16 protein-coding genes are annotated in these 24543 nt (G+C 67.1%); 11 read left to right on the forward strand and 5 right to left on the reverse strand.

The genetic code is table 11. The features are described from left to right. Positions 1-39: 39 nt before the first annotated feature. Positions 40-2139: a heterodisulfide reductase-related iron-sulfur binding cluster gene (locus tag HDA45_RS27890; protein WP_184900206.1), complete on the reverse strand. Its 2100-nt coding sequence runs from the start codon at positions 2137-2139 to the stop codon at positions 40-42. 23 nt (positions 2140-2162) lie between these two features. Further along, entirely contained in the window at positions 2163-2579 is a 417-nt protein-coding gene (locus HDA45_RS27895) for a hypothetical protein (protein ID WP_343072166.1), read from the reverse strand. A 366-nt stretch (positions 2580-2945) separates the two neighbouring features. Between HDA45_RS27895 and HDA45_RS27900 the strand changes: the two genes are divergently transcribed. From HDA45_RS27900 to HDA45_RS27915, 4 genes are all read left to right on the forward strand, one after another. Next, positions 2946-3551, forward strand: coding sequence for a hypothetical protein (locus tag HDA45_RS27900; RefSeq protein WP_246480807.1), 606 nt, complete (start codon positions 2946-2948; stop codon positions 3549-3551). 80 nt (positions 3552-3631) lie between these two features. Then, entirely contained in the window at positions 3632-5578 is a 1947-nt protein-coding gene (locus HDA45_RS27905) for a flotillin family protein (protein ID WP_246480808.1), read from the forward strand. Next, positions 5575-10458: a DNA repair ATPase gene (locus HDA45_RS27910; protein WP_184900213.1), complete on the forward strand. Its 4884-nt coding sequence runs from the start codon at positions 5575-5577 to the stop codon at positions 10456-10458. Before HDA45_RS27905 ends, HDA45_RS27910 begins: the two co-directional genes overlap by 4 nt. Before the next feature lie 367 nt (positions 10459-10825). Beyond that, positions 10826-12028 carry an HNH endonuclease signature motif containing protein gene (locus tag HDA45_RS27915; RefSeq protein ID WP_184906107.1) on the forward strand — a complete coding sequence of 401 codons (1203 nt, stop codon included), beginning with the start codon at positions 10826-10828 and terminating at the stop codon, positions 12026-12028. 549 nt (positions 12029-12577) lie between these two features. On the opposite strand, the gene HDA45_RS27920 is transcribed toward HDA45_RS27915, so the two are convergent. Beyond that, positions 12578-13504: a GbsR/MarR family transcriptional regulator gene (locus HDA45_RS27920; protein WP_184900215.1), complete on the reverse strand. Its 927-nt coding sequence runs from the start codon at positions 13502-13504 to the stop codon at positions 12578-12580. A 185-nt stretch (positions 13505-13689) separates the two neighbouring features. Between HDA45_RS27920 and HDA45_RS27925 the strand changes: the two genes are divergently transcribed. Beyond that, positions 13690-14892 carry a cytochrome P450 gene (locus HDA45_RS27925; RefSeq protein WP_184900217.1) on the forward strand — a complete coding sequence of 401 codons (1203 nt, stop codon included), beginning with the start codon at positions 13690-13692 and terminating at the stop codon, positions 14890-14892. 140 nt (positions 14893-15032) lie between these two features. Here the strand turns inward: HDA45_RS27925 and HDA45_RS27930 are convergent, their stop codons facing one another. Next, positions 15033-15584: a snapalysin family zinc-dependent metalloprotease gene (locus HDA45_RS27930; protein WP_184900219.1), complete on the reverse strand. Its 552-nt coding sequence runs from the start codon at positions 15582-15584 to the stop codon at positions 15033-15035. A gap of 194 nt (positions 15585-15778) precedes the next feature. On the opposite strand from HDA45_RS27930, the gene HDA45_RS27935 reads away from it, so the two are divergent. From HDA45_RS27935 to HDA45_RS27960, 6 genes are all read left to right on the forward strand, one after another. Then, positions 15779-18409, forward strand: coding sequence for a P-loop NTPase fold protein (locus HDA45_RS27935; RefSeq protein WP_184900221.1), 2631 nt, complete (start codon positions 15779-15781; stop codon positions 18407-18409). A 36-nt stretch (positions 18410-18445) separates the two neighbouring features. Continuing rightward, on the forward strand, positions 18446-20206 hold the full coding sequence (locus HDA45_RS27940; protein ID WP_184900223.1) for a substrate-binding and VWA domain-containing protein: 1761 nt from the start codon (positions 18446-18448) through the stop codon (positions 20204-20206). Position 20207: 1 nt separating this feature from the next. Next, complete coding sequence (locus HDA45_RS27945; RefSeq protein WP_184900225.1) at positions 20208-20720, forward strand: hypothetical protein; 513 nt, start codon at positions 20208-20210, stop codon at positions 20718-20720. 50 nt (positions 20721-20770) lie between these two features. Continuing rightward, positions 20771-21136, forward strand: coding sequence for a hypothetical protein (locus tag HDA45_RS27950; protein WP_007034234.1), 366 nt, complete (start codon positions 20771-20773; stop codon positions 21134-21136). 29 nt (positions 21137-21165) lie between these two features. Continuing rightward, positions 21166-21867 (forward strand): cyclic nucleotide-binding domain-containing protein, encoded by a 702-nt coding sequence (locus HDA45_RS27955; protein ID WP_184900227.1) that lies wholly within the window; start codon positions 21166-21168, stop codon positions 21865-21867. A 121-nt stretch (positions 21868-21988) separates the two neighbouring features. After that, positions 21989-22678: a hypothetical protein gene (locus tag HDA45_RS27960; RefSeq protein WP_184900229.1), complete on the forward strand. Its 690-nt coding sequence runs from the start codon at positions 21989-21991 to the stop codon at positions 22676-22678. Between the two features lie 201 nt (positions 22679-22879). Here HDA45_RS27960 and HDA45_RS27965 read toward each other — a convergent pair whose 3' ends face one another. Beyond that, positions 22880-24316: a DUF1996 domain-containing protein gene (locus tag HDA45_RS27965; protein ID WP_184906109.1), complete on the reverse strand. Its 1437-nt coding sequence runs from the start codon at positions 24314-24316 to the stop codon at positions 22880-22882. Between the last annotated feature and the right edge of the window lie 227 nt (positions 24317-24543).

Consider the following 24543-nt stretch of genomic DNA (forward strand, 5'->3'; position numbering starts at 1 on the left):
CTAGAGTTCGGTGCGCCGAACTTCCAACTCCCGTGTGCCTTAAATCTCGGTCGCGGTCCGGTCTCGCTCCTTCACGGTCTCCAGCAGGAGCTGGGAGACGTCGCGCACGGTGACGTTCTCGCCACGCTGCTCACTTTGCCGCTGCACCAGGCCGTCGTTCAGCATCACGCGGCAGAACGGGCAGCCGGTGACGATGGTTTCGGCGTCCGTGCCGAGGGCCTCGTCGACGCGTTCGAGATTGATGCGCTTGCCGATCTGCTCCTCCATCCACATCCGCGCGCCACCGGCGCCGCAGCAGAGGGAGCGATCGGCGTGCCGGGGCATTTCGCTGAGCGTGGCGCCCGTCGCGCCGACGAGTTCGCGCGGCGGCTCGTAGACCTTGTTGTGGCGGCCGAGGTAACACGGGTCGTGATAGGTCACCGGCCCGGCGTCGACCGGTTTGACCGGGGTCAGCTTCTTCGCGCGGACCAGGCGGTTGAGCAGTTGCGTGTGGTGCAGGACCTCGTAGTGCCCGTCGAGTTGCGGGTACTCGCGGCCGAGCGTGTTCAGGCAGTGCGGGCATGTGGTGACGATCTTGCGCGTCCCTGGTTCGCGGCCGTCGAACACCGCGTTCAGCGTCTCGACGGTCTGCTGCGCGAGCATCTGGAAGAGGAACTCGTTGCCGGAACGGCGGGCCGGGTCGCCGGTGCAGGACTCGTCGGTGCCGAGGATCGTGTACTTGACCCCCGCGAGATGCAGGAGCTCGGCGGTGGCTCGGACGGTCTTGCGGGCGTTGTCGTCGAACGCGCCCGCGCAGCCGACCCAGTAGACGTACTCGACGTCTTCGGCCAGTTCGCCGTCGAAGATCGGCACCTCGAAGCCGAGGTCCTTCGTCCAGGCGAGACGGTCGGAATTGTTCTGGCCCCAAGGGTTTCCCTTGGTCTCGAGGTTCTTGAACAGGACGCCGAGTTCGCTGGGGAAGGCCGACTCGATCATCACCTGGTAGCGGCGCATGTCGACGATGTGGTCGACGTGCTCGATGTCCACCGGGCACTGCTCGACGCAAGCACCGCAGGAGGTGCAGGACCACAGGACGTCCGGGTCGATGACGCCGAAGTCCTCCTTGGTGCCGACGAGCGGACGTTCTTCGGGCGCCTCTTTACCGTCCAGGATGTACGGCGCCTTCTCGAAGAGGTGGTCACGCAGATCCATGATCATGAGCTTGGGGGACAACGGTTTCCCGGTGTTCCACGCCGGGCATTGCGACTGGCAGCGGCCGCATTCGGTGCAGGTGGCGAAGTCGAGCATGCCCTTCCAGGTGAAATCCTCGATCTTGCCGCGGCCGAAGGTGTCGTCCTCGCCCGGATCCTCGAAGTCGATCGGCTTGCCGCCGGACTCCATCGGCAGCAGCGGGCCGAGCGCGTCGGGCAGCCGTTTGGCGGTGACGTTGACCGGCGCCAGGAAGATGTGCAGGTGCTTGGAATAGAGCACGATCGACAGGAACGCCAGCATGACACCGATGTGCAGCAGCAGGCCGACCGTCTCCAGCGGCTCGGTGACCGGGAGTCCGAGCGGCTCCAGGAGTTCGCCGACGCCGAGGGAAACCCACGCGCCCGACTCGTACGGGAAGACGCCGACCGCCGCCGACGCGCCGCGGAAGAGGAACATCGTCCAGATCACGTTGAAGATCATGAACAGGATCAGCCAAGCGCCCCCGGTGTGCGAACCGAAGAAGCGCGACGCGCGGTCTTTCCGCTCGGGTGCCTGGCGGATCCGGATGACCGCGAAGACCGCGAGCGAGACGACGACCGCGACAGCGATGAAATCCTGCAGGAAACCCAGAACCGCCCAGTGCCCGATGAGCGGGATGTGGAAGTCGTGGTCGAACAGAGCGCCGTACGCCTCGACGTAGACCGAGCCGAGGATCACGAAACCCCAGAACGTGAACAGATGCGCCAGCCCGGGGACGGACCACTTCAGTAGTTTGCGCTGCCCGAAGACTTCGGCCACATGCGTTTTCGCGCGCACGGCCATGACGTCCGACCGTTTCTCGTCCGGCTGGCCGGATCGGATCAGCTTGGCGAGCCAAGCGGCGCGGCGGGCGGCGAAAGCGAGGCCGGCGACGGTGATGAGCAGACCGAGGATGAGACGAACGAGCACGAGTCCTCCGGGGGAGAATCGGCTCAGTGAGAGCCGGTGTAGTACCGGCACGCCTTGCAGGCGTACCGCATTTTGGCCACTCGCCACCGTTTTCGGTAGGCCTCGAGATGTCCCGGCCGCGGGGGATGCACGCCGAGTCTGCGGAGACGGCGGATCCGCCGCCCCGCTTCGAAGAGTTCGGTCGCCAGCCCGAGGTACGCGCGTCTGAGCGCGATGCCGGGTTCAGTGGCGAGGTTGTCCCGGCAGAACCGGTGCAGCAGGGCGAGGTCGGGCAGGCCGGGGGTTGTCGAGCCAGGGAGGTGCTCGACAACCCCGAGTCCGGGATGTCCCACGGGAAGGGCGAAGCCGGCCGGAAGTCCACAATGGACGCAGGTGAGCGTGCAGCTCAGACATCGGGTGACGTGGCGGATCCGCCGTTCGCGCTGATCCCCGTCGATCACCTCGCGAACGTGCCACCCCAATGGAGCCTCCCAAGACCGTGGTGTGTCCTGTGTCACTCTCAATACTGGAGAGTAGGGGTCGCCCCGGTGGCGCGACAGGTCCAACCGGATGGCTTCCGCGCGGCCGGTCGGCGTAACGCTCCGCACCCGGCCGCGCACCGATCTCGCGTGATCAGACCCGGAACTCGCGTGCTTGGAGCCGGATCTCGTGAGTTCCGGCTCCAAACACGTGAGTCACGGCTCTGGTCACGTGAGTTCCGGCTCCAAGCACACGTGACCGCGCACGCTTCCGCACACCGTGACCCACTCGTAGCCGAAAACGGCCCGCCGGGTGTCACGCGCTGGTTATAGTCCTGACCCGGGGTAATGGGGGAGGGAACGACGGCGATGGGCGGGTTCGTCACCGCGGCTCTGGGGTTTCCGGCCGTGCTGTTCAGCTTCCTGCTGATCGTGGTGATCGGCTATTGGCTGCTGGCACTGTTCGGCGGCGTCGACACCGATGGCTTCGACGGCGGCGACGGGCTCTTGGCGGGCTTCGGCGGTGTCCCACTGTCCCTTTCGCTCTCATTGCTGATCGCATTCACCTGGTTCGCCAGCCTGGCAGGAACGGTTCTTCTCGATGACTTGGAGCTTTCGACACCATCGAGGATCGGGCTCGGGGTCGGCGTACTCGCCGTCGCGCTCGTCCTCGGCACACTCGGGACGAGGGTGATCGTGGTGCCACTGCGCCGGGTGTTCGGTCCCGCGAAGGAACCGAGCAGGAGGGACTTCGTCGGTCGCGCCGCGGTCATCCGCACGTCGTCCGTGACCCACGACTTCGGGCAGGCCGAAGTCGCCGCCGCCGACGGGTCGACGGCCATTGTGGACGTTCGGCAGGCGGGCCAAGGCAACCTGACGGCGGGGAGCCGCGTAGTTCTCTATGACTACGACTCCGAAGGCGAGTTCTTCTGGGTCGAGTCTTTGGACATCTGAAGCAGAAAAGGAACACTATGGGTGCCATCAGCGTGGGGGCCGGCGTTCTGATCGCCGTGATAGTTGTCATCCTCCTGGTCTTGCTCTTCACGATCACCAGGTTGTTCAAGAAGGTGCCGCAGGGGAAGGCACTGATCATCTCGAAGGTCCGCCGGGTGGACGTCACCTTCACCGGCGCGATCGTCCTTCCGGTACTGCACAAGGCCGAGATCATGGACACTTCGGTCAAGGCGATGGAAATCACCCGCACCGGCCGTGAGGGCCTGATCTGCCGGGACAACATCCGCGCCGACATCCGGATCTCGTTCTTCGTCCGGGTCAACAAGACCGTCGAGGACGTCATCAAGGTCGCGCAGGCGATCGGCACCGAACGCGCGAGCCACGAGGCGACGCTGCAGGAACTGTTCAACGCCAAGTTCTCCGAGGCGTTGAAAACCGTCGGCAAGCAGCTCGACTTCGTCGATCTCTACACCAAACGCCACGAATTCCGCGACCAGATCATCCGCGTCATCGGCACCGACCTCAACGGGTACAGCCTCGAGGACGCGGCCATCGACTACCTCGAGCAGACGCCGATGTCGCAGCTCGATTCCGCGAACATCCTCGACGCGCAGGGTATCCGCAAGATCACCGAGCTGACCGCGATCGAGCACGTGCGCACCAACGAATTCCGCCGCGGCGAGGAAAAAGAGATCACCCGCCAGAACGTGGACGCCCGCGAAGCGATCCTCGAACTGGAGCGCAGGCAGGCCGACGCCGAGATCAAGCAGCGCCGCGAGGTCGAGACCATGCGGGCGCGCGAAGAGGCCGAGATCGCCAAGGTGCAGGCGGAGGAGCGGCTCAAGTCGCAGGCCGCCGATCTGCGCACGGACGAGCAGCTCGGCGTCCAGCACCAGAACCAGCAGCGTGAGATCGAGGTCGCGGGCAAGAACCGTGAGCGCGTGATCGCCATCGAGAGCGAGCGCATCGAGAAGGACAGGCTCCTCGAGGTCATCGGCCGCGAACGCGAGACCGAACTGTCCCGGATCGCCAAGGACAAGGAAGTCGAGACCGAGAAGCGGTCCATCGCCGAGGTGATCCGCGAGCGGATCGCGGTCGAGAAGACCGTGGCGGAGCAGGAAGAGAACATCAAGAAGCTCCGCGTCGTCGAAGAGGCGGAGCGTCAGCGCTCGGCCATCATCATCCGTGCCGAGGCGGAGGCGCAGGAAAACCTCGTCAAGGACATCAAGGCCGCGGAAGCCGCCGAGGCCGCGTCGAAGCACAAGGCCCGCGAGGAACTGACGCTGGCCGAGGCGCGCCAGCAGGCCGCCGAGCTGGAGACCCGCGCGAAGATCCGCCTGGCGGAAGGCATCCAGGCCGAGGAGGCCGCCATCGGGCTGGCCGCGGCGCAGGTCAAGGAACGCGACGCCGACGCGCTGGAGAAGGTCGGCCGCGCCGAGGCGATCGTCGAGCGCGAGAAAGCGATCGTGCTCGCCGACGCGATGCGAGACAAGCTCAAGGGCGAGGCCGAAGGTCTCACCGAGAAGGCCGCTGCGATGGCCGCACTCGACACCGCCAGCCGCCAGCACGAGGAGTACCGCCTGCGCCTGGAGGCCGAGAAGGAGATCCGGCTCGCCGCGCTCAACGTGCAGCGTGAGGTCGCCGAGGCGCAGGCCACGGTGCTCGGCATCGGGCTGGAGAAGGCCGACATCGACATCGTCGGCGGCGAGACCATGTTCTTCGAGAAGGTCATCGGCTCGATCGGGCTCGGCAAGAGCGTGGACGGATTCGTCGAGCACTCGGACGTCGTCCAGACGCTGGGGAAGTCGTGGCTCGACGGTTCGGGCAGCTTCACCGACGACCTGACCAAACTGGTCGGCTCGGTGAGCACCGAGGACGTGAAGAACCTGACGCTGTCGGCCTTCCTGGCCAAGCAGCTGCAGGCGGGCGGCCCGGACAGCGACAAGCTGCGTGAGCTGCTGTCGATGGCGCAGCGGCTCGGCCTCGCCGAGCAGTCTGTCGCCGCCCTCGCCCCCGCGAAGCAGTGACGACGACCGAACCGGCGGCAGGAACGGAGCAGCTGGACGCGGGCACCTATGAGGTGCTCCGCGCCCGGCTCGCCGCACAGGCCGCCGAACTGGCGAAACGCGCGGACGAACTCAACACCGCGCGGCTCGGGGTGTTCGGCAGCGCGCAACTCGCGCTGATCGGGACGGAACGGATCCGCACCGCGAACAACTGCGTGCCGCGCGACGTCGTTTCGGTCGGCGGGCGGATGTTGTTCGGCTACAACGTCTTCATCGGGCTCAAACCCGAGACGACGGTCGACGACGTCTTCTCGCTGCACGGCTTCAGTCATGACGCGGAGGCCTTCCGTTTCGACGACGTGCCTGCCGAAGAGCTCCCGGGACTGTTGCGCGACGAGCAGTTCGTCCGCGATTTCGCCGAGCTGTACCGGTACTACCGGCAGGCGAAACTGCTGCAGCTGCGGCGGGTCGAGGGCAAACTGCTCGCGGTGTTCCAGATCGGTCCGCGGACCGAGGACATCCGTGTGCTGCGCTGGGGGATCGCGTCCGACGGCAAGGTGTCCTATGTGGACAGCCGAGGCGAACGCGACCACGTCTTCCCGCCGTCGCACGATTTCGAGTGGACCGAGACCAGCCGCGAGCAGCACGTCCTCGGACGGCATCCGCACATCTCGATCGAGGACGAGGTGTTCGTCGAGACCGTCGGCGGCAACCTGACGATCAAGGTCGAGAACAACACCGAGACCGGCGAGGGCGTCTATGCCGAGCCTGTCGACGAGCCGCTGCAGAGCCTGGCCGACGCCGAGGTCTCCTACGCCAGGATCGGTCCGCTGATCCTGCTGCGGATGCTGCCGTACAAGGAGACCGAGCACCGGTATCTGGTGTTCAACACGCGCACGCGGGACGTGGTGCGTCTCGACGGGATCGGGCAGGCGTGCCAGCGGCTGCCCGAGGACCACGGGATCATCTTCCCCGGCGGGTACTACCTCGACACGGGTGTCAGCAAGACGTTCGACACCACTGTGGACGGTCTCGAATTCGAGCGTGTGATCCGCTCGCCCAACGGGGAGGACGTGCTCTACGTCTTCCACGCGCGGGCCGAGGGACGCTCGCTTCTCCTGCCGTACAACGTGATCCGCAAAGAGGTCTCGAACCCGATCCCGTGCCACGGGTACTCGCTGTTCGACGACGGCACGATGGTGCTGTTCCGGGCGATGTCCGACGAGCCGAGCCGGGTGCACCCGATGCAGGTGTGGCGGACGCCGTTTCAATCGGACACCTTCGCCGCGTCGCAGCCCGCAGGGACTGGGCCGCTGGAGCGGGTCGGCAACGCCGATCTGGTCCGCGGGATCTCCGACTGTCTTTCGATCGGCCGGATGGTCGGCGAGATGGCGCCGTCGGCCGCTGTGTTCGAGGCGCTGATCGCCGCGTGCGCGCGGGTTTTCGACCACTACCACTGGCTCGGCGAGGCCGAACTCGGTGATCTGCGTTCGCCGCTTTCGGATGTCCGTGTCACCGCGGAGCAGGTGCTCGACGAGTTCGAGACGGTCACCTCGCTCACCGCGCAGGCGGCCGAAGCCGTCGAGGAAGCGGCCGCGGAGACAGCGTCGCTCGTGCGGAAGGTGCGCGGCGAGGCGCTGAACGCGGCTGACGCGTGGGTGCGCAGGCTCGCCGAAATGCACCGCGCGCGGGGACATCTCGTCACCGTGCGGGACCTGCGTTATGTCGACACCGACCGGGTCGACAAGCTGATCGCCGACCTCGACACGGAGTTCGGCGAGGCAGCGCAGCGGGCTGTCCGGTTCCTGCAGGGCGAGGACGCGTTCACGAGCTACCACGCCGAGGTCGACGGGCTGATCGAGGCCGCGGGCGCGATCTCGACCGTCGCCGAGGCGGTCCCGGTCGCCGAGCAGCTGGACGAGCAGTCCGGTGGGCTCGAAGTCCTCACCGACGTCGTCGGCGGGCTGGAGATCGCGGACGCCGTGGTGCGGACGCGGATCCTCGAACGGGTCGGCGAAGTCATCGGCGGCGTCAACCGGGCTCGGGCCACGCTCGACGCGCGGCGCAAGGAACTGCTGGAGACCGAGGGCCGGGCGGAGTTCGCCGCCGAGTTCGCCTTGCTGGCGCAGGCCATCACCGGCGGGCTCGCGGTCGCGGACACCCCGGACAGGTGCGACGAGCAGCTCGGCAGATTGCTGCTGCAGCTGGAGAACCTCGAATCGCGCTTCGGTGAGTTCGACGACTTCCTGGCGTCGCTGGGTGAGAAGCGCACCGATGTTTACGAGGCTTTCTCCTCGCGCAAGCAAGCGCTGCTCGACGAGCGGGCGCGCCGTGCGGACAGACTCGTCGATTCGGCGGGCCGGATCCTCTCGAGCGTGACCAGGCGGGTCGGCACGCTCGGTTCGGTCGACGAGATCAACACGTACTTCGCGTCCGACCCCATGGTCGCGAAGCTGCGCAGTGTCGTCGCCGAACTGCGTGACCTCGGCGACCAGGTGCGTGCCGAAGAGCTCGAAGGCCGTGTCAAGGCCGCCCGCCAGGAAGCCGGCCGCGCGCTGCGCGACAGGCTCGACCTGTACGGCGAGGGCGGGGAGACGATCCGCCTCGGCCGCAACACTTTCGCGGTCAACACGCAGGACATCGACCTCACCCTGGTGCCGCACGAAGGCGGGATGAAGTTCGCGATCACCGGGACCGACTACCGCTCGCCCGTGCGGGACGAGTCGTTCGAGGCGACGCGGCCGTACTGGGATCAGCTGCTGGTCTCGGAATCGCCCGAGGTCTATCGCGCCGAGTACCTTGCCACGTCGATCCTGCTCGAAAAGCCGGATCTGCAAGAGGCCGATCTGCTGGAGGTCGTCCGGCGAGTGGCGGGCGACCGCTACGACGAGGGCTACGCGCGCGGTGTGCACGACCACGACGCCACCGCGATCTTGTCCGCGTTGCTGCGCCTGCGGTCCGCCGCCGGATTGTTGCGCTATCCGCCCACGGCGAGGGCCGCCGCTCAGCTGTTCTGGGCTTTCGGTGCCGAAGAGGCGGCGAAGTCGGCGTGGACGACGCGCGCCGCGTCGCTCGCGCGGGTGCGGGAAGCGTTCGGGCACACCACGGCGATCGACTCGCTCGCGCGGGAGTTCACCGAGGCGATGGCCGCTTTCGCCGCGGCGTCCGGGCTGGCCCTGGATCTCGAATCCGCCGGCGAGTACCTGTTCGAGGAACTGGCCGACGCGTCGCCCGGATTCGTCACCAGCGGTGGCGCGCGGACGTTGCTCGACAAGTTCCGGCTCGACCGCCGGAGTTTCGCCGAGGACCTTCGCGCACTCGAAGACCTGGCAGATCGGTATCAGCTCGCTGAAGCCTGGCTCACGTCCTTTGTGGACTCAGCTGGCCTGCCCGGTGACGAGCTGGCAGAGGCCGTCGCGATCGAGCTGGCGGACCTGCCCCGATACGATTCCTCGGCCGAGCTCTCGGCCACTGTGGACGGTCTGCTCGGTGCGCATCCGCGGATCGTCAACCGGTCCCTGACCCTGCGACTCGACGAGACATTGGCCAGGACACAGCGGTTCCGGCGCGATCGGGTGCCGGGTTTCCGCGCCTACCAGCGGCAGCGCAACGAACTCGTGGCGGCCGAGCGGGACAGGCTGCGGCTGAGCGAGTACAAGCCGAAGGTGATGAGCGCCTTCGTGCGCAACAGGCTGCTCGACGAGGTCTACCTGCCGTTGATCGGCGACAACCTCGCCAAGCAGCTCGGCGCGACCGGCGACGCGCGGCGCACCGACCAGTCCGGTCTGTTGTTGTTGATTTCGCCGCCCGGCTACGGCAAGACGACACTCATGGAGTACGTCGCGAGCCGCCTCGGGCTGGTGTTCGTCAAGGTGAACGGTCCGGCGCTCGGGCACGACGTCACGTCGGTGGATCCGGCGGACGCGCCCAACGCGACGGCACGGCAAGAGGTCGAGAAGATCTCGTTCGCGTTGGAGCAGGGCAACAACGTGTTGCTGTACCTGGACGACATCCAGCACACTTCGCCGGAGCTGCTGCAGAAGTTCATCTCGCTGTGCGACGCGCAGCGGCGGATGGAAGGCGTGTGGGAAGGCCGGACGCGGACGTATGACCTGCGTGGCAAGCGGTTCGCGGTCTGCATGGCGGGCAACCCGTACACCGAGCAGGGCAAGCGGTTCCGGATCCCGGACATGCTCGCCAACCGTGCCGACGTGTGGAACCTCGGCGATGTCCTTTCGGGCAAGGAAGAGCTGTTCGCGCTGAGCTACATCGAGAACTCGCTCACCGCGAACACCGTACTGGCTCCGCTGGTGTCACGCGAACGGTCCGATGTGGACGTTCTCGTGCGGCTGGCCCGCGGCGACGGCTCGGTGCGGGCGGATCAGCTCAAGCACGCGTACTCGGCGACAGAACTGGAGCAGATCCTCGCCGTGCTGCGAAAACTGATCCAGGTACAGCGGATCATCCTGAAGAACAACCAGGCGTACATCGCTTCGGCCGCGCAGGCGGACGCGTCCCGGGTCGAGCCGCCGTTCCAGCTACAGGGCTCGTACCGGAACATGAACAAGCTCGCCGGCCGTATCGTGCCCGCGATGAACGACGCCGAACTGGAAGCGCTCATCGACGACCACTACGCCGGTGAAGCGCAGACGCTGACCTCGGGCGCCGAGGCCAACCTGCTCAAGCTGGCCGAACTACGCGGACGGCTGAACTCCTCGGAGGCGCAGCGGTGGGCGGACGTGAAGGCGGCTTACCTGCGGGCGCAGGCCCTGGGCGGCGACGACGAAGACCCGATGAGCCGCGCGGTCGGCGCGATGGGCCTGCTGGCGGACAAGGTCGGCGCGGTTGAGGCGGCGATTGAGCGTGCCTCGGAGCGAATGGTCGTGCGGGACGTGATGTAGGGCTGCGTTTGGTGGGGTGTTGTCGGAAATCGGCGACGCGTCACTCTGGTCGTGCGCGACGTGATTTAGGGCCGCCTTTGGTGAGGCGTTGCCGAAATTCGGCGACGCCTCGCTCCGGTCGTGTGGTCGGGATTTGTGGATGGCTGGCCGTCTTTGATGAGGTTTTGCCGGATTGCGGCGACGCGTCGCTCTGGTCGTATGGTCCGGACTTGTGGGGCTTGAGCGTGTTTTGGAGCGAATGGTCGTGCGGGACGTGATGTAGGGCTGCCTTTAGTGAGGCGTTGCCGAAAATCGGCGACGCCTCACTCCGGTCGCATGATCGGGAATTGTCGGTGGCTGGTTGTAGGTTTGTCGGGTGGATACTTCTTTGGCTGTTCTGAAGGAAATACCGGATCCTCGCACGTTGGGTGACGAGGAGTGTGTCGCTTTGGCGCAGGCGGTGTCGGCTGATATCGCGCGGTTGGAGGCGGTGCGGTTCCGGGCGCTGGCGCAGTTGTCACGGCATCGTGAGGGCGCGCGGAGCGTAGTGCAGGAAGTCGCGCTCGGATTGTCTCTTGTGGACACTCATGCTGGTGCGATGGTCGCCGCGGCTGAAGCGTTGACCACCCGCCTGCCCCGCACCCTGGGGTTGATGGACCAAGGCAAACTGAGCGGCTTTGGCGCGATGAAGGTCGCCGCGGCGACGGCGTGGTTGTCGGATGAGGACGCGCTCGCGGCGGATGCTGTGTTGGAGGATCGGTTGGAGGACAAGAATTCCGAGCAGATCCGTAAAGCGGCGGGGCATGCGGCGATCACGGTCGACCGGGAGGGTGCGGGCAGGCGTGTCGAGCGGCACCGGGAGGGGCGTCGGTTGACCGTGCGCCACGGGGAGACGGGGGTGGCGTCGATCGAGGTCGAGGACGGCCCCGTCGAGAAGGTCGCCGCGGCTTATGTGCGGATCGATCGTGAGGCTCGGGCGTTGAAGACCGGCAGCGAGACCCGCACGCTGGATCAGCTGCGTGCCGATGTGGCGCTCGATCTCCTGCTGGGCGGTCAGGGCGGGAAGACTGAACGTACCGAGGTGTTCCTCTACATGGACTTGTTCACCTACCTCGGGGTGAATGACGATCCGGCGGAGCTGGCCGGGCACGGCCACATCCCCGCCACACTGGCCCGGGAGATCGCGACCGGTGCGGACACGGTGCTGCGGCGGATCATCACCGATCCGGTGTCCGGACAAGTTCTGGACCTGGGCCGCAACCGATACCGGCCGACAGCCGGGCAAGGCGAGTTCGTCCGGGTGCGGGACCGCGAGTGCCGAAGACCGGGCTGCCACCGACCGGCTCAGGCCTGCGATATCGACCACTCGGTGCCGTGGCAATTCGGCGGCCACACCGATGCCGCCGATTTGATCGACCTGTGCCGCCGCGACCATCGGCTGAAAGACGAACCCGGTTGGATCTACCGGCTCGCGTCTGACGGCACTCTGACCATCACCACCCCGACCGGGCAGAGTTACGACAGCACACCACCGCCACTGCACGAACCCCGCCCGAAAGCACCCCCAGCCGAGGAACCACCACCGTTCTGAGCGCCGTCGCCGAAAAACGGCTATCGGCCTCGTTCTCGGCGCGCTCGTGAGTTGCCGGGCTACGGAACTGCCACCCGTTCCGCATCATTGCCGAAAAGTGGCTACCGTTCGCGTTTCGATATGGTCGTGAGCCGCCCCCATCAACGGAACCCCCGTTGTCGAAAAGCGGCGACTCCTCCCGCCTCCAATGCCACTAGCTGCCCCAGTCGTGAGCCGCTCCACCAACGGCGAAACCGGCCACCGCTGCCATCCCCCACACCGCCAATTGCCCAGCCGTGAGTCGCCCCCAACGGGGAGCCTGCCTCATCGCCGAAAAACGGCTACCGACCGAGCTCCGACGCCGCCAGCCACCTGGCCGTGGGCCACTCCTCCAGCGGAACCCCACCATCCCACCCCGTTGCCGAAAACCGGCGACCGCTCGAGAGTCCAACGCGCCCAGCAGCGAGCCACTCCAGCAACGGAGCCGCACCACCGTCGCCGAAAACCGGCAACCGCCAGCGACCCCGCCCCAATCCAAGCCCCCCCCCATAACCAAAGACCGACCACCCCTCAACCCCCCAAAGCCTCCAGCTGCGCAGCCGTGAGCCGCTCCACCAAAGGAACCGCCCGATACTCCCCACCGCCGGAAACCACCACCGTCACCGGACCGGCGATGTGCGGGTACTCCTCCGCCGCACGCAAGGCGGCCGAGACCCGCTCGGCGGGCCAGCCCAGCGCGTCCGAGAGTGCCGAGACGGAGAGCGCGCGGCCGGCGTGCAGGAGGGCGGCGAGTGCCGTGAGGGCGTCGCCGACGTAGATCGCGATGTCCGTGTCCACCATGGCTTCGTGGATGCGGCCGTAGAACCGGGCGAGATCGTCCATGCGCGTGCCGGCCGGGGTCGCGGTGCCGAGGAGTTCGGCGCCCCGGTAGGTGACCTCGACCCAGTCGTGGTTCGAGCGGACGCTCGCGGCCCAGGCGCGTTGGGGGATCTCGCCGTCGACGACGTACAGTTCCCGCCGTCCGTCCCGTTCGCGTTTGAGCATTCCTTGCGTTTCCAGGTAGGCGACCGCGTTGGAGATCGACGCGGGGCTGACCTGGAGCCGCCGGGTCAGTTCGGCCGCGGTGAGCACGCCGCTGTCGGTGACGGCAAGGCAGGCGAGCACCCGCGCGGTCATCCGGGGCAGTCCGGTCGTCACCATCATTTCCGCGAACTCGGCTTCGAAGGCGCGGACGGCCTCCTCGTCCCGTCCGTACCCGTTCGCGACGACGGGAGTGGTGCGTGAACGACTCGGAGAACGGCGCCGCGCGCGTTCGCCGGTCACGCGGCTCGCTTCTTCGGCGCGGTAGCCGGAATGCCCGCTGTTGCGGGAGACCTCACGGCTGATCGTCGATGTCGGGCGCCCGAGCCGCCGGGCGATCTCGGCGTATCCGTGGCCGTCCTTGAGCCAGGCCGCGATCAGCCGGCGGTCTTCGAGCGTCAGCCTGCCGCCCGGCATGGGTGCCTCCCTGTGCGTTCACGCGCAGACAAGTGCAACGAATTGTTGCATTCATCCGCAGCACCGTTGCAACGATTTCCGGAAATCTACCAGCTATAACCGAGAAATCGCCAGCATCGACCTTTGAGAGATCGATAAATGCAACGTAGCCTTCAGTTCTGGCTGAAGATCTGGGAGGAACAGCTATGACGACTTCAGTTCCGCATCTCGCGGAAATGCCCCTCGAACGGCCTCGGGGTTGCCCGTTCGACGCACCCGCCGAACTCGGCAAGCTGCGCGACGAGCATCCGCTCGTCCGGCTGACGTATCCCGACGGTCACGAAGGCTGGCTCGCGACGGGGCACGCGATCGTCCGGGAGATCGCCGCGGATCCGCGGTTCAGCTCGCGGCAGGAGCTGCTGCACTCACCGTTGCCGGGACCGGCGGCGATGGCGGTGCCGCCGCCCGCGGCCCCGGGGATGTTCATCAGGATGGACGGCGCGGAGCACGCGCGGTACCGCAAGCTGCTCACGGGCAAGTTCACCGTCCGCCGGATGCGGCTGCTCACCGAAAGGGTGGAGCGGGTGACCGCCGAGTTTCTCGACGCCATGGAGCGGCAGGGAACGTCCACCGATCTGGTGACGGCTTTCGCGCAGCCCATTCCGGCGTTGATGATCTGCGAGCTGCTCGGGGTCCCTTACGAAGACCACGAGTTCTTCCGCCGCAACGTCCTGCCGCTGAACATGCCGGACGCCTCGCTCGCGGAACAGGAAGCCGCCATGAACGCGCTGGGGGAGTACCTCTACCGGCTCGTCGTGGCCAAACGGGCCGCGCCGACGGACGACATCCTCGGCGAGCTGGCCGCCACGGACCTCACCGACGAAGAGCTCACCGGTATGGCGTTCCTGGTGCTGGGGGCCGGTTTGGACACCACGGCCAACATGTTGGCGCTGGGCACTTTCGCGTTGCTCCGGAATCCGGACCAGCTCGCCGTCCTGCGCGAGGACCCGGAGGCCATCGAAGGCGCCGTCGAGGAACTCCTGCGCTACCTGGCGATCGCGCACACCGGTGTGCGCACCGCGATCGAGGACGTCGAGATCGGCGGACAGCTCGTCAAGGCGGGGGAGGCTGTCGCGGTGTCGGTGCTGGCCGCCAACCGCGATCCGCTCAAGTTCCCGGAGCCCGACAGGCTCGACGTCAAGCGGAAGGCCGCCGGGCATCTGGCTTTCGGGCACGGTGTCCACCAGTGCCTCGGTCAGCAGCTCGCGCGGGTGCAGATGAAGGTCGCCTTCACCGGGCTGCTCGCCAGGTTCCCGGCGCTGCGCCTGGCCGTCCCGGCCGACGAGGTCCCGCTGCGGACGGATTCCGACATCCACGGGGTGTACGCGCTCCCGGTGGCCTGGGACTGATCGCGATGAAGCTCGAGGTCGATCGCGAACGTTGCGTGGGCGCCGGGATGTGCGTGCTGACCGCGAACTGGGCCTATGAAACGCGCCCTGGGACGTCGCCCAGGCCAGGGGGTGCCGGGCGGGCACCCCCTGGCACGGGATCAGCCGACGTCCGCGAGGACCTTGCCGGCGTCGGCGCTCTGCACGGCGGTGCCGGCGTAGAGCTGCTGGACCCGGGCCTTCTCCTGGGCGTTCGGGTTCACGCTGGCGCAGCTGACGCCACCGGTCGAGCCGGACATCAGCGACGAGCACGGCCCGGGCTTCACGTCGGGCAGGCCGAGGCTGTGGCCCAGTTCGTGCGAAGCGATCCGGGTCTTGTTGTAGCCCTGCTGGACGGCCTGCCTGCCGTACCAGACGGTGACCTGGCCGTTCGGGCGGACGGGCCCGAGGGTGGCGCGCGGCCAGCCGTTGTCGGCGACGATCCGGATGTTGACCCGCTGCCCCGGCGTCGCCTTCACGAGGCGGACGTTGGTGACGTTGGTGTTCCAGACGTTGACGCCGGCGGCCACCGCGTCCTTGAACTCCGCGGCCTGGCTGTCGTCGTAGGTCAGGGTGGTCGCCATGATCTCGGCGGCACCGGCGGAGGGTGCCGAGAGCACCGAGATGGAGAGCGCGGCGCCGGTGAGCACCGCGGCGAAGGTACGTCGAAGCACGTTGAACTCCTCGCGTTTAAGGCGTGCTGGAATTTCGGAGCAGTGTCGACACTCTTGGTTCTGGCGGGAGGGATCTCTGAGTAGTCCTCCGTTGCCTCCGCGTGATGTTAGGACCTGTCGAGGTCGTCGGGGTACCCGCCGATAGTCGCCTGTCGTTAACCAAGATCTTGACTCGCCCGGAAGACTGTGCGGCTATGACGACGGCGCGATTCACCGGACACGAAGCACCCATCCTCGCTGTCGCCGTGAACGGAAACCGGCTGGTCACGGGCGGTACGGACAAGACGGTGCGGGTATGGGACCTGGAGACCGGCGCGCAGCGGTTCGCCTTGACAGGGCACGATCGGCCGGTGCTCGCGGTGGGTATCTCGGGTCAGTACGTGGTCGGTTGCGATGGGACGACGGTGCGCCGCTGGCGGCTCACCGGTCGCGAGGCGCATCCCCCGGAGGTCCAGACCATCAAGAGGACACTCACGGTCGCCGTGGCGAAGGATTTCGCCGTGTCCGGCGCGGGAAGCACCATCGAGGTCCGGCGGCTGGACGGCGTGACGGTCCGCGGCCTGCGCACCGGCGGCCCGGAGATCGAATCGGTCGCGGTGACCCCGGACGGCCGGGTCGTGGTCGCCGGTGACGACACCGGCGGAGTGCGGCTGTGGGACCGGGAAGTCGTTTCCCACTACCGGTTCGGCGGCGTGGGCTCGGTCCACGTGGTCGCGGTTTCGCCCGACGGCACGCGGGTGCTGTCCGGTGAGGGTGAGACGGTCCGGTTGTGGGGCCGCAAGGGCGATCCGGCCCTCGTCTTCCCCGGACACGACGGGGTGGTGCGGTCACTGGCCTTCAGCCCGGACGGCAAATGGGTGCTCTCCGGCGGTTCCGGCGGCGAGGTCCACGTCCGCGACAGCGAAAACCCGGCCGACTACACCCTCCTCAAGGGACACGAGGGCAACGTCCGCGCGATCGCCTGCACCGCGGGCAACGAGAAGATCGTCACGGTCGGGGACGATCGCACGATCCGGGTGTGGGACCGCTTCGGCAACCAGATCGACGGCACCGGGTTCGTCGAGCCCAAACCGGGCCGGGCGCGCCCGCGGATCACCCCGGACGTCGAGAGTTCGGTCGACCTGATCGGTTTCCAGGACGACGTGCGCACGCTCGCCGCGGTCATCGCCGACCGCGAGACCAGCCCGCCGCTGTGCGTCGCGCTGCTGGGCCCCTGGGGTTCCGGCAAGTCGAGTTTCGTGCGGCAGGTGGCGGACAGGGTGGCCGAACTGGCCCGCCGCTCCCGGGGCAATGCCGCCAACAGCGTCTTCGCCGGCGAGATCCGGCAGATCCGGTTCAACGCCTGGCAGTACCACGACGACCATCTGTGGGTCGGGCTGGTGGACCACCTGTTCCGGAATCTCGGCGCGCCCGAGACGCACGCGGACGCCGACGAGGTCCGTGCCGAACGCGAGGAGTTGAGGACCAGGCTCGCGAGCCTCCGGGCGATCAAGGCGGATTCCCCGTTCACCTGGCGCTGGCGGCTACTGGTGTCCGGGGCGGACCGGGCCGAGCGACGTCGTCGGCGGCTCGCCGTCGCGGGCTACGCGGTCTCCGGCGTGCTCGGCGCCGCCGCGGCGATCACCGGCTGGGCCTTGTGGCACAACGCGATCCTCGCCGCCGCGGGGGCGATCGTCGCACTCGGCGCCGTGCTGACCCCGGCGCTCACCACCGCGAGGGCGGCCCTCGCGCCGGTGAAGTCCACATTGGACAAACTGCGGCACGACGTCGGCAGACGGGCGGAACGGTTCGAGACCGAGGTCCGTGAGACCGAGGAGCGGCTCCGGCGGCTGGACGCGGCCGCCCGTCTCGGCGATCTGATCGACGAGGCGAGAACGAGCAGATACGGGGACTACCAAGGGGTTTTCGCCCGAGTCCGGGAAGATCTCGCGGAGCTGAGCGCCGATCTGGCGGACGCGCGGAAGGACTGGCTGCTGGCGGGCGGCGAGGGCGAGCCGCCGCTGGAACGGATCGTGCTCTACATCGACGACCTCGACCGGTGCCCGCCGTCGAAGGTGATCGAGGTGCTCGCCGCGGTGCACCTGCTGCTGGCCTTGCCAGCGTTCGTCGTGGTGGTGGCCGTCGATCCGAGGTGGTTGCGGCGATGCCTCGACCAGCATCACGAAGAACTGTTCGGGGCAGGGGAAGCGCGGCGGACCGAGTATCTCGACAAGATCTTCCAGATCGTGTTCGCGTTGCGCCCCATGGGAGCCGCGGCGGACGAACTGATCGACGCCCTGATGCCGATCGAGGGACGGGGGCCGGACTCGGGTGGGCACGGAGAATGGCCGGAGGACGGGGACACCTTCGAACGCGGTGAAGGCGGCGAACAGGTGGAGGTCGTCGTCGACGACACGGCCCCGCCGACGTTCTACAACATGCGGCCGGATCGGTTGCGGCTCACCGAGGTCGAACGCGATTTCGTCCACGTGCTGCGGAAAAGGCTCAACACACCGCGTGAAATCCGGAAACTGGTCAACCTCTACCGGCTCGTGCGCATCGGCATCCCCGACGCGGAACTGGCGCGGTTCGTCGGCGGTCCCTATCGGGCGGTGCTCGTCCTGCTGACCCTGCTGGTCGCCGATCCGGACACCGCGCGCTCGACCTTCGTCGCGCTTTCCGGCGGAGAATCGTTGTCCGAAGCCTTTCCACCTGAATGGCGGCTAGACGTCGAATCCTTCGATGATCTACAGGTCTATCGGAATTGGGTGGGTACCCTCGCCCGCTTCAGTTTCGAAACCTACGATCTGGTGACCGAGGAAACAGAACCGGGAACCACGTTGTAGCTACACTTGCGCGTTACGACGGCGAGGGGGCGGCGCATGCGGAGATCAGGCTGGCTTTCGCTTGCCTTCGGCGCGCTTGTGGGGACGCTCGTGATCGTGCTGCTCTCGGCCACGGTCACCGCGCCCTCGAACGCGGCCAGGACCGACTGCGTGCGGCTGATCACCAGTTCTTCCACCGAGAAGGGCGATCTGATCGGCGAACTGGCCGAGCGGTACAACAACACCGACCGAACGTTCGACGGTGGCCGGTGCGCGAAGATCGAGGCGTTCAAGAAGACCTCGGGCGCCGCGCTCGACCTGATCGCCGACGGCTGGAACGACCTCGACGAGCGGCAACCCGAACCCCAGGTCTGGCTGCCGAGCTCGTCGCTCTGGCTCGATCTGCTGCGCCAGCGCGGCAAAGGGGACCTGATCCAGGACGGTCCGAAGACCTCTCTCGCGACGAGCCCGATGGTGATCGCCATGCCGGAGCCGATGGCGAAGGAACTGGGCTGGCCCGCGAAGGGCATCGGCTGGCGGGACGTGCTCGAGGTGAACCGGAACGGCGGCTGGGCCTCCACCCCATCGAAGAACGCGCAGTGGGGGAACTTCACGTTGGGCAAGGACAATCCGCGCCGCTCGACCTCGGGGCTCGCCGCGACCATCTCGACCTACTTCGCGGCGACGGGCGGCGACTACGGCAAGATCGATTCGGCGGACGCCGTGCAGTTCGTCCGCGGCATCGAGGCTTCGGTCGCCTACTACAGCGACGATTCGGTGGCCTTCCTGAAGACGCTGTACGAAGAGGACCAGAAGAAGCCCACGCCCTACATCAGCGCGATGGCGATGCAGGAACAGATGGTCTACCTCTACAACCACGGCGCCCCGACGGGTGATCCGAAGCAGTTGAAGGGCGAACCCGTCCAGCTGAACCGGCCGCTCGTCGCCGTGCACCCGAGCGAAGGGACGATGCTGATCGACCATCCCTTCCTGACCACGGCCAAGGCGTCGCCGGAACAGCGTGAGGCGGCCAAGGACTTCTACGCCTTCCTGCGGGAGCAGGCGCAACAGGACCGCTTCCGTGACCTCGGCTTCCGTGATCCGGAGGGCCGCGGGAACGACAAGCTCGCCAAGGGCGTGCACACCGAGGGGGTCGCCGAACCGCGGCGCATCGGGATCCCCACCGGCGAACAGATCCAGAAGATGCTCGACGGCTGGGAGTACACGCAGCGGCGTGGCCGGATCCTCCTGGTGCTGGACCTGTCCGGCTCGATGGACGAGCCGTTCGACAAGAACCGCAAGGACAAGCCGTACTCCGAGCGCAGGATCGACCTGCTGAAACCCGCGATCAAGAAGCAACTCGACTACCTCCATCCGGAAGACGAGGTCGGGCTGTGGACGTTCTCTTCGGACGGGCACGAGGAGAAGATGCCGATCGGCAAGGTGAAGGACGTCCGTGAGCCGATGAAACAACTGGTCGAGAACCTGATCCCCCAAGGGAACACGGCGCTCTACAAATCCGTGGTGGACGCCAACGACAAGATGCGGCGGGAGTTCGACCCGAACCTCATCAACGCCGTCGTCTTCCTGACCGACGGCGAGAACACCGCGGCCGGGACCACCAAGGACCAGATGCTCCAGGCCGTCGACGCGGAGCGGCTGGACAACTCGGTCCGGATCTTCACCATGGCCTACGGCGCGCAGGCGGACAGCCGCGTGCTCGACGAGATCGCGCTGAAGTCCAAGGCGCGCAGCTACAAGGCCGTCGACCCGCAGAGCATCGACAAGATGTTCGTCAACGTCTTCAGCAACTTCTGACATGGCCGAGCACGACAACCGCCCGTTCCACGTCGTCGCCGGGGTCCTCACGCTGATCGCCTGCCTGCTCGGTCACGCGGTGACCGTGCCGCATCCGCAGGCGTGGCTTTTCGGTGGTGCCGCGGCTTTCGCCGTGCTGGTGCCCGCCGAGGTCGCGTTCTTCGTGCTGAGCAGCAGGAAATCGAGGCCGGCGCGAGAGGTCCGCGCGCCGGAGACGGCCGCCGTCCACGACCACTACAGCCTGCTCGGGCGCGCGCTGACGGCCATCGAAATCGTGCGACCGGGCGAAACGGAGCTTTCGCCGGTGCTCCGGCGTGCGGTGACGAGGCTCGAACAACTGAAGGACCAGAACGCGCCCGCGGTCGTCGAACTGCGCGTCACCGTCAAGCAGACCACCGAGAAACTGGAGCGACACGCGCGAGACGAGAACCCGGATCCGGTGATGCTCGTCGAGCGGATGAGGCTGTACCGGGAAGGACTCGAAGACGCCCTCGCAGTGGTCGAACCACGCTGAGTGTTCGGTGCCGAACAGACTACGGCCGTGCGTCATGCTGATCTGACAGTATGCCGTTGATCGGGCGCCGGGTTGTCGAGGGCGTGGAACATGTGGTCGTGCCGGTGGAGCACCGGTTCAGCCTGGAGGAAGCCGTACTGGCGGTGATGGCCGCCAAGAGCACCGTGCGGCCCGCTCCAGGAATCAAGGTCGCTCCGTTGAAGGTGTCGGAGGTACGGTCAGCGCTGCTATACGCGGCGAAGCACGCCGACAGGCGACACCAGATCGTGGACAGCTATTTCGTCGAGGCCGAAGACGGACCGTTGCACCGGCTGGCCGAGTGGATCAGGTCGGAGTTGGTCCGGCTGGGCATTTTCACCACCCACGATGGTTCCGCCGCCGGATCGGGTGGCCGATTCGGTTACTCTCCGCGATAGGTGTTCACGACTGCCTGGGAGGGTGTTTCGTGGGTTTGGGCCCGGAGGCCGCCGAAGAAAGAGAACGTCCGTTCCTGGAGCGGCTGGACGAACCCGTCCGTGCCCGGTTGCTGGAGATGGGCACCCCGCAGACCTACGAGAGCAGACAGGCGCTGATGCGGGCGGGCGAGCCCGGCGACTTCGTCATGCTGCTGCGGCACGGGTACGTGAAGGTGACCAGCGCCGACCGGATGGGGGCGACGGTCATCCTCGACGTCGGCGTGCCCGGCGATCTGCACGGCGAGATCGCGGTGATCGCGGGCGGCATCCGGATGGCCGACGTCGTCGCCATCGAGGAAGTGCACGTCCGGCGGATCGCGGCGAGCGAGTTCAACCGTTTCCTGCTGGACCATCCGGCCGCGATGCGGGAGGTGCTCGTCAGTGTCGCCCGACGGTTCGTCCTCGCCCAGCGGCAGCGGACGCAGTCCTGGAAACCGCAGGCGGTGGCGCGGGTCGCGACGCGGCTGGACTACCTCGTCGACGTCTGCGGGATCCGGACGCCCGCAGGCTGGCGGATCGGGATCCCGCTGAGCCAGGACGAACTCGCGCAGTTCATCCCGATGGGCCGGACGATGGTCGCGCAGGCACTGGACAAGCTGCGGAAGGCGGGAGTTGTGGCCAGTTCGCGCCGTGCGATCACCGTCGTCGACCGCGAGGCTTTGCGGGTGATCACGGAAAAAGGTGTGACTTAGCTCACTGGCGCTGACCAGGGCGGGGTCAGGTTCTGTTCGGTTCCGAACAGAACTTCCGGTGACGAGTGGGAACACTGCTTGCTGCCGCCAGTTTTCACCGATCAGGGGAGGGGTCGCAGAGATGCAGGTGCTGACCTCAGGCCATTACAACGCGCACACCCACGCCGTACTGTCCGTCGACATCGTCGGTTCGTCCAAGGCCAGTGATGACCTGCTGGATCCGATGAAGACCGAGATGGAGACGCTGGTGTCCCGCGCGTTCACCGCGGTCGGGCTCGCGCCGGGGGAAGCACGTCACTTCCGGGAGACCGGGGACGGGCTGATGGTCGCGTACCCGGACCGGGCCGTCGGGCAGCTCTGCGAGGTCGTGTTCCACCTGGACCATCTGCTTCGGACCCGCAACCGCTACGCCCGCGTCCCGATGCGGGCCCGGGTGGCCGTCCATATGGGACCGATGGCGGACAACCACCGCTATCACCGCACGTACATCACGCTGACCCGGTTGCTGTGTGCGTCGACCTTCAACGACGCCGTCGGCTACTGGTGTCGTCTCGACCCGACGGGCGACAAGTTCGGCGCCGGGATGATCGTCTCGCAGTCGGTGTTCCGCAACGTGGTCGAACCGTTCGGGGTCGCGCTGGTCCCGCCCGCCCGCTGCGCCAGGATCAGCGTCACGACCCCGGACTTCGCGGACAGCGCGTGGATCCACCTGCCGGGCTTGGACGCCGAAGCGGTTCTCACCGAGCTGAGCCCCGCCGTCGCGGTGCCGCTCGTGTTCGACCGGGTGAGCCGGTTGTCCACGACGGCCTGACCCCAGACCGGGCGGTCCGGCTTCCAGGGAGGGAAGGCCGTATCGCTCGCCGGTTTCTGGCCCGGTACCCCTACGCCGGGCCAGGAACCGGACCCCCGGCGCGGGGGGTGGGGGCGCGGGTCATCCCCGCCGCGCCCCCTCGCAGAGACCTCGTGAGTGGTAAGGGCGGCGCTGACCGCTCTTACCACTCACGAGACTTTCCTACTGCCTGCAACGCTTTCCGCTGTTGACGCACTTCACCAGCTGGTTCATCAGCCGCTGCGACATGACGTTCGCGAAGTCGTCGTGGTCGGAGCGCGGGTTGTGCTTCTCCTGCGCGAACGCGTCGACGGCGTACTGTCCGGCGGCCTGGATGTTCGGCGGGATGTTGTACACCAGCGTGATCCGCAGCTGCGGCACGTTCTTGAAGCCGCGCGGGCATTTCCCGTTGCGGTCGGAGAACACGATATGCGTGCGGTGGTTGGCGCTGTCGGTGTTCTTCCCGTCCCAGCAGTTCGGGAACGCGTGGATCCGGGCGACCTTGCTGCCCTGCGGGCAGATCGGATACAGCTCGGTGAGGCGGTCCTCGAAGCCGGTGCAGGTCCAGCTGGGCCGGGCGTTGGCCGGGCCGTTGGTGCTCTGCTTGGCGTCGCCGTAGAGCACGCGCAGGAACTTCGGCATCGCGACGACACGGCGGGCGCCGCCGCTGGTGAAGGTCAGGTCGACCTTCTCGGGGCGCTGGATCTCGCCTTCGTTGTTGCCGATCTCGTTGTTGTCGTTGGCGCCCGGCAGATCGGCGACCTTGCCGTCGGACTTCTTCTTCTCGACGTCACCGGCCGCGTTGACATTGCTGTTCTCGCCGCCGTTGTCGAGACCGCCTTCGCCGTTCTGTTTCACCGCGCAGCCGGCGAGCTGGTCGTCGTTCTTCGCGACGGGTTTGCCCGCCTGCTTCATGGCGTCGCTGATCTGTTTGATCGAAGGCTTCCGTTTGTTCTTCAGCTCGTCGAGTACCTGACCGGCCTGTTTTCCTTGCGCCAGCTGGTTGTTCGCGTTCTCGGACTCCTGGTCGAGTTTGTCGAGGTTCTCGTCGACCGCGGGCATTGACTGGTCGGGGACCTCGTCGAGTTCACTGGCGACATCGGGACAGTCGACCTGCGCGCCCGCCTCGTCCTTGGCCGCGTTCGCGCGGTCGGCGGCGAGCTTCTCCTCGTTCGCCGCTTCGTTTTCTTCCTCTTCCTCGGTGTTGATCCGGATGACCGGCCAGAAGTAGGCGGATTTGTCACCGTTCTTGCAGGTGGTGCCCGCGCGCAGCAGGCTCTTGTTGTTCGAATCCGCGTTGGTCGAAAGGTTTCCGACGTAGTCGTGGAGGTGCTCGGCTCCATTGCGGACGCCGGGCTGCGCGATGAAGTTGTCGCCGTTGAAGTGGCCGTTCTCGTTGCGGCCGCAGTCCACGGTGAACGTCCCTCGGGCGCCTCGTTTCGCGAGGTCGAGGTTGACGTTGTTGCCGCGGGGAACCTTCTTGATGTCGATGAAGAACGACTTGTCCGCGCCGTCGGCCCTGGCCGCGTCGGGGGTTCCGGTCGTGTTGATCACGACGATCCCGCCGACGGCGAGGGAGAGCGCGATGGCGCCGGTGGCGACCTTGGTACGGCGAGCCATGCGATGGCGGCCGGCGGATCTCGGGGTACGGGGCATGAACTTGTTCACCTCGTTCGGTGTCGTTGCGCGGGCCCGGGGGATGCGGCGCCGGCAGCGCCGGCGTCACTGACTCCGCGTTGGCTGAAACGGCTCCGGAGCGAGGTCGGTTCAAAACGCGATCTTGCCGTTATCTTTTCGTTATATGAAATCGGGCGGCGACGGTACGAAAGAAGGCCCGGTCTCGGGGC

It is taken from the genome of Amycolatopsis umgeniensis (assembly GCF_014205155.1).
GTDB lineage: Bacteria > Actinomycetota > Actinomycetes > Mycobacteriales > Pseudonocardiaceae > Amycolatopsis > Amycolatopsis umgeniensis.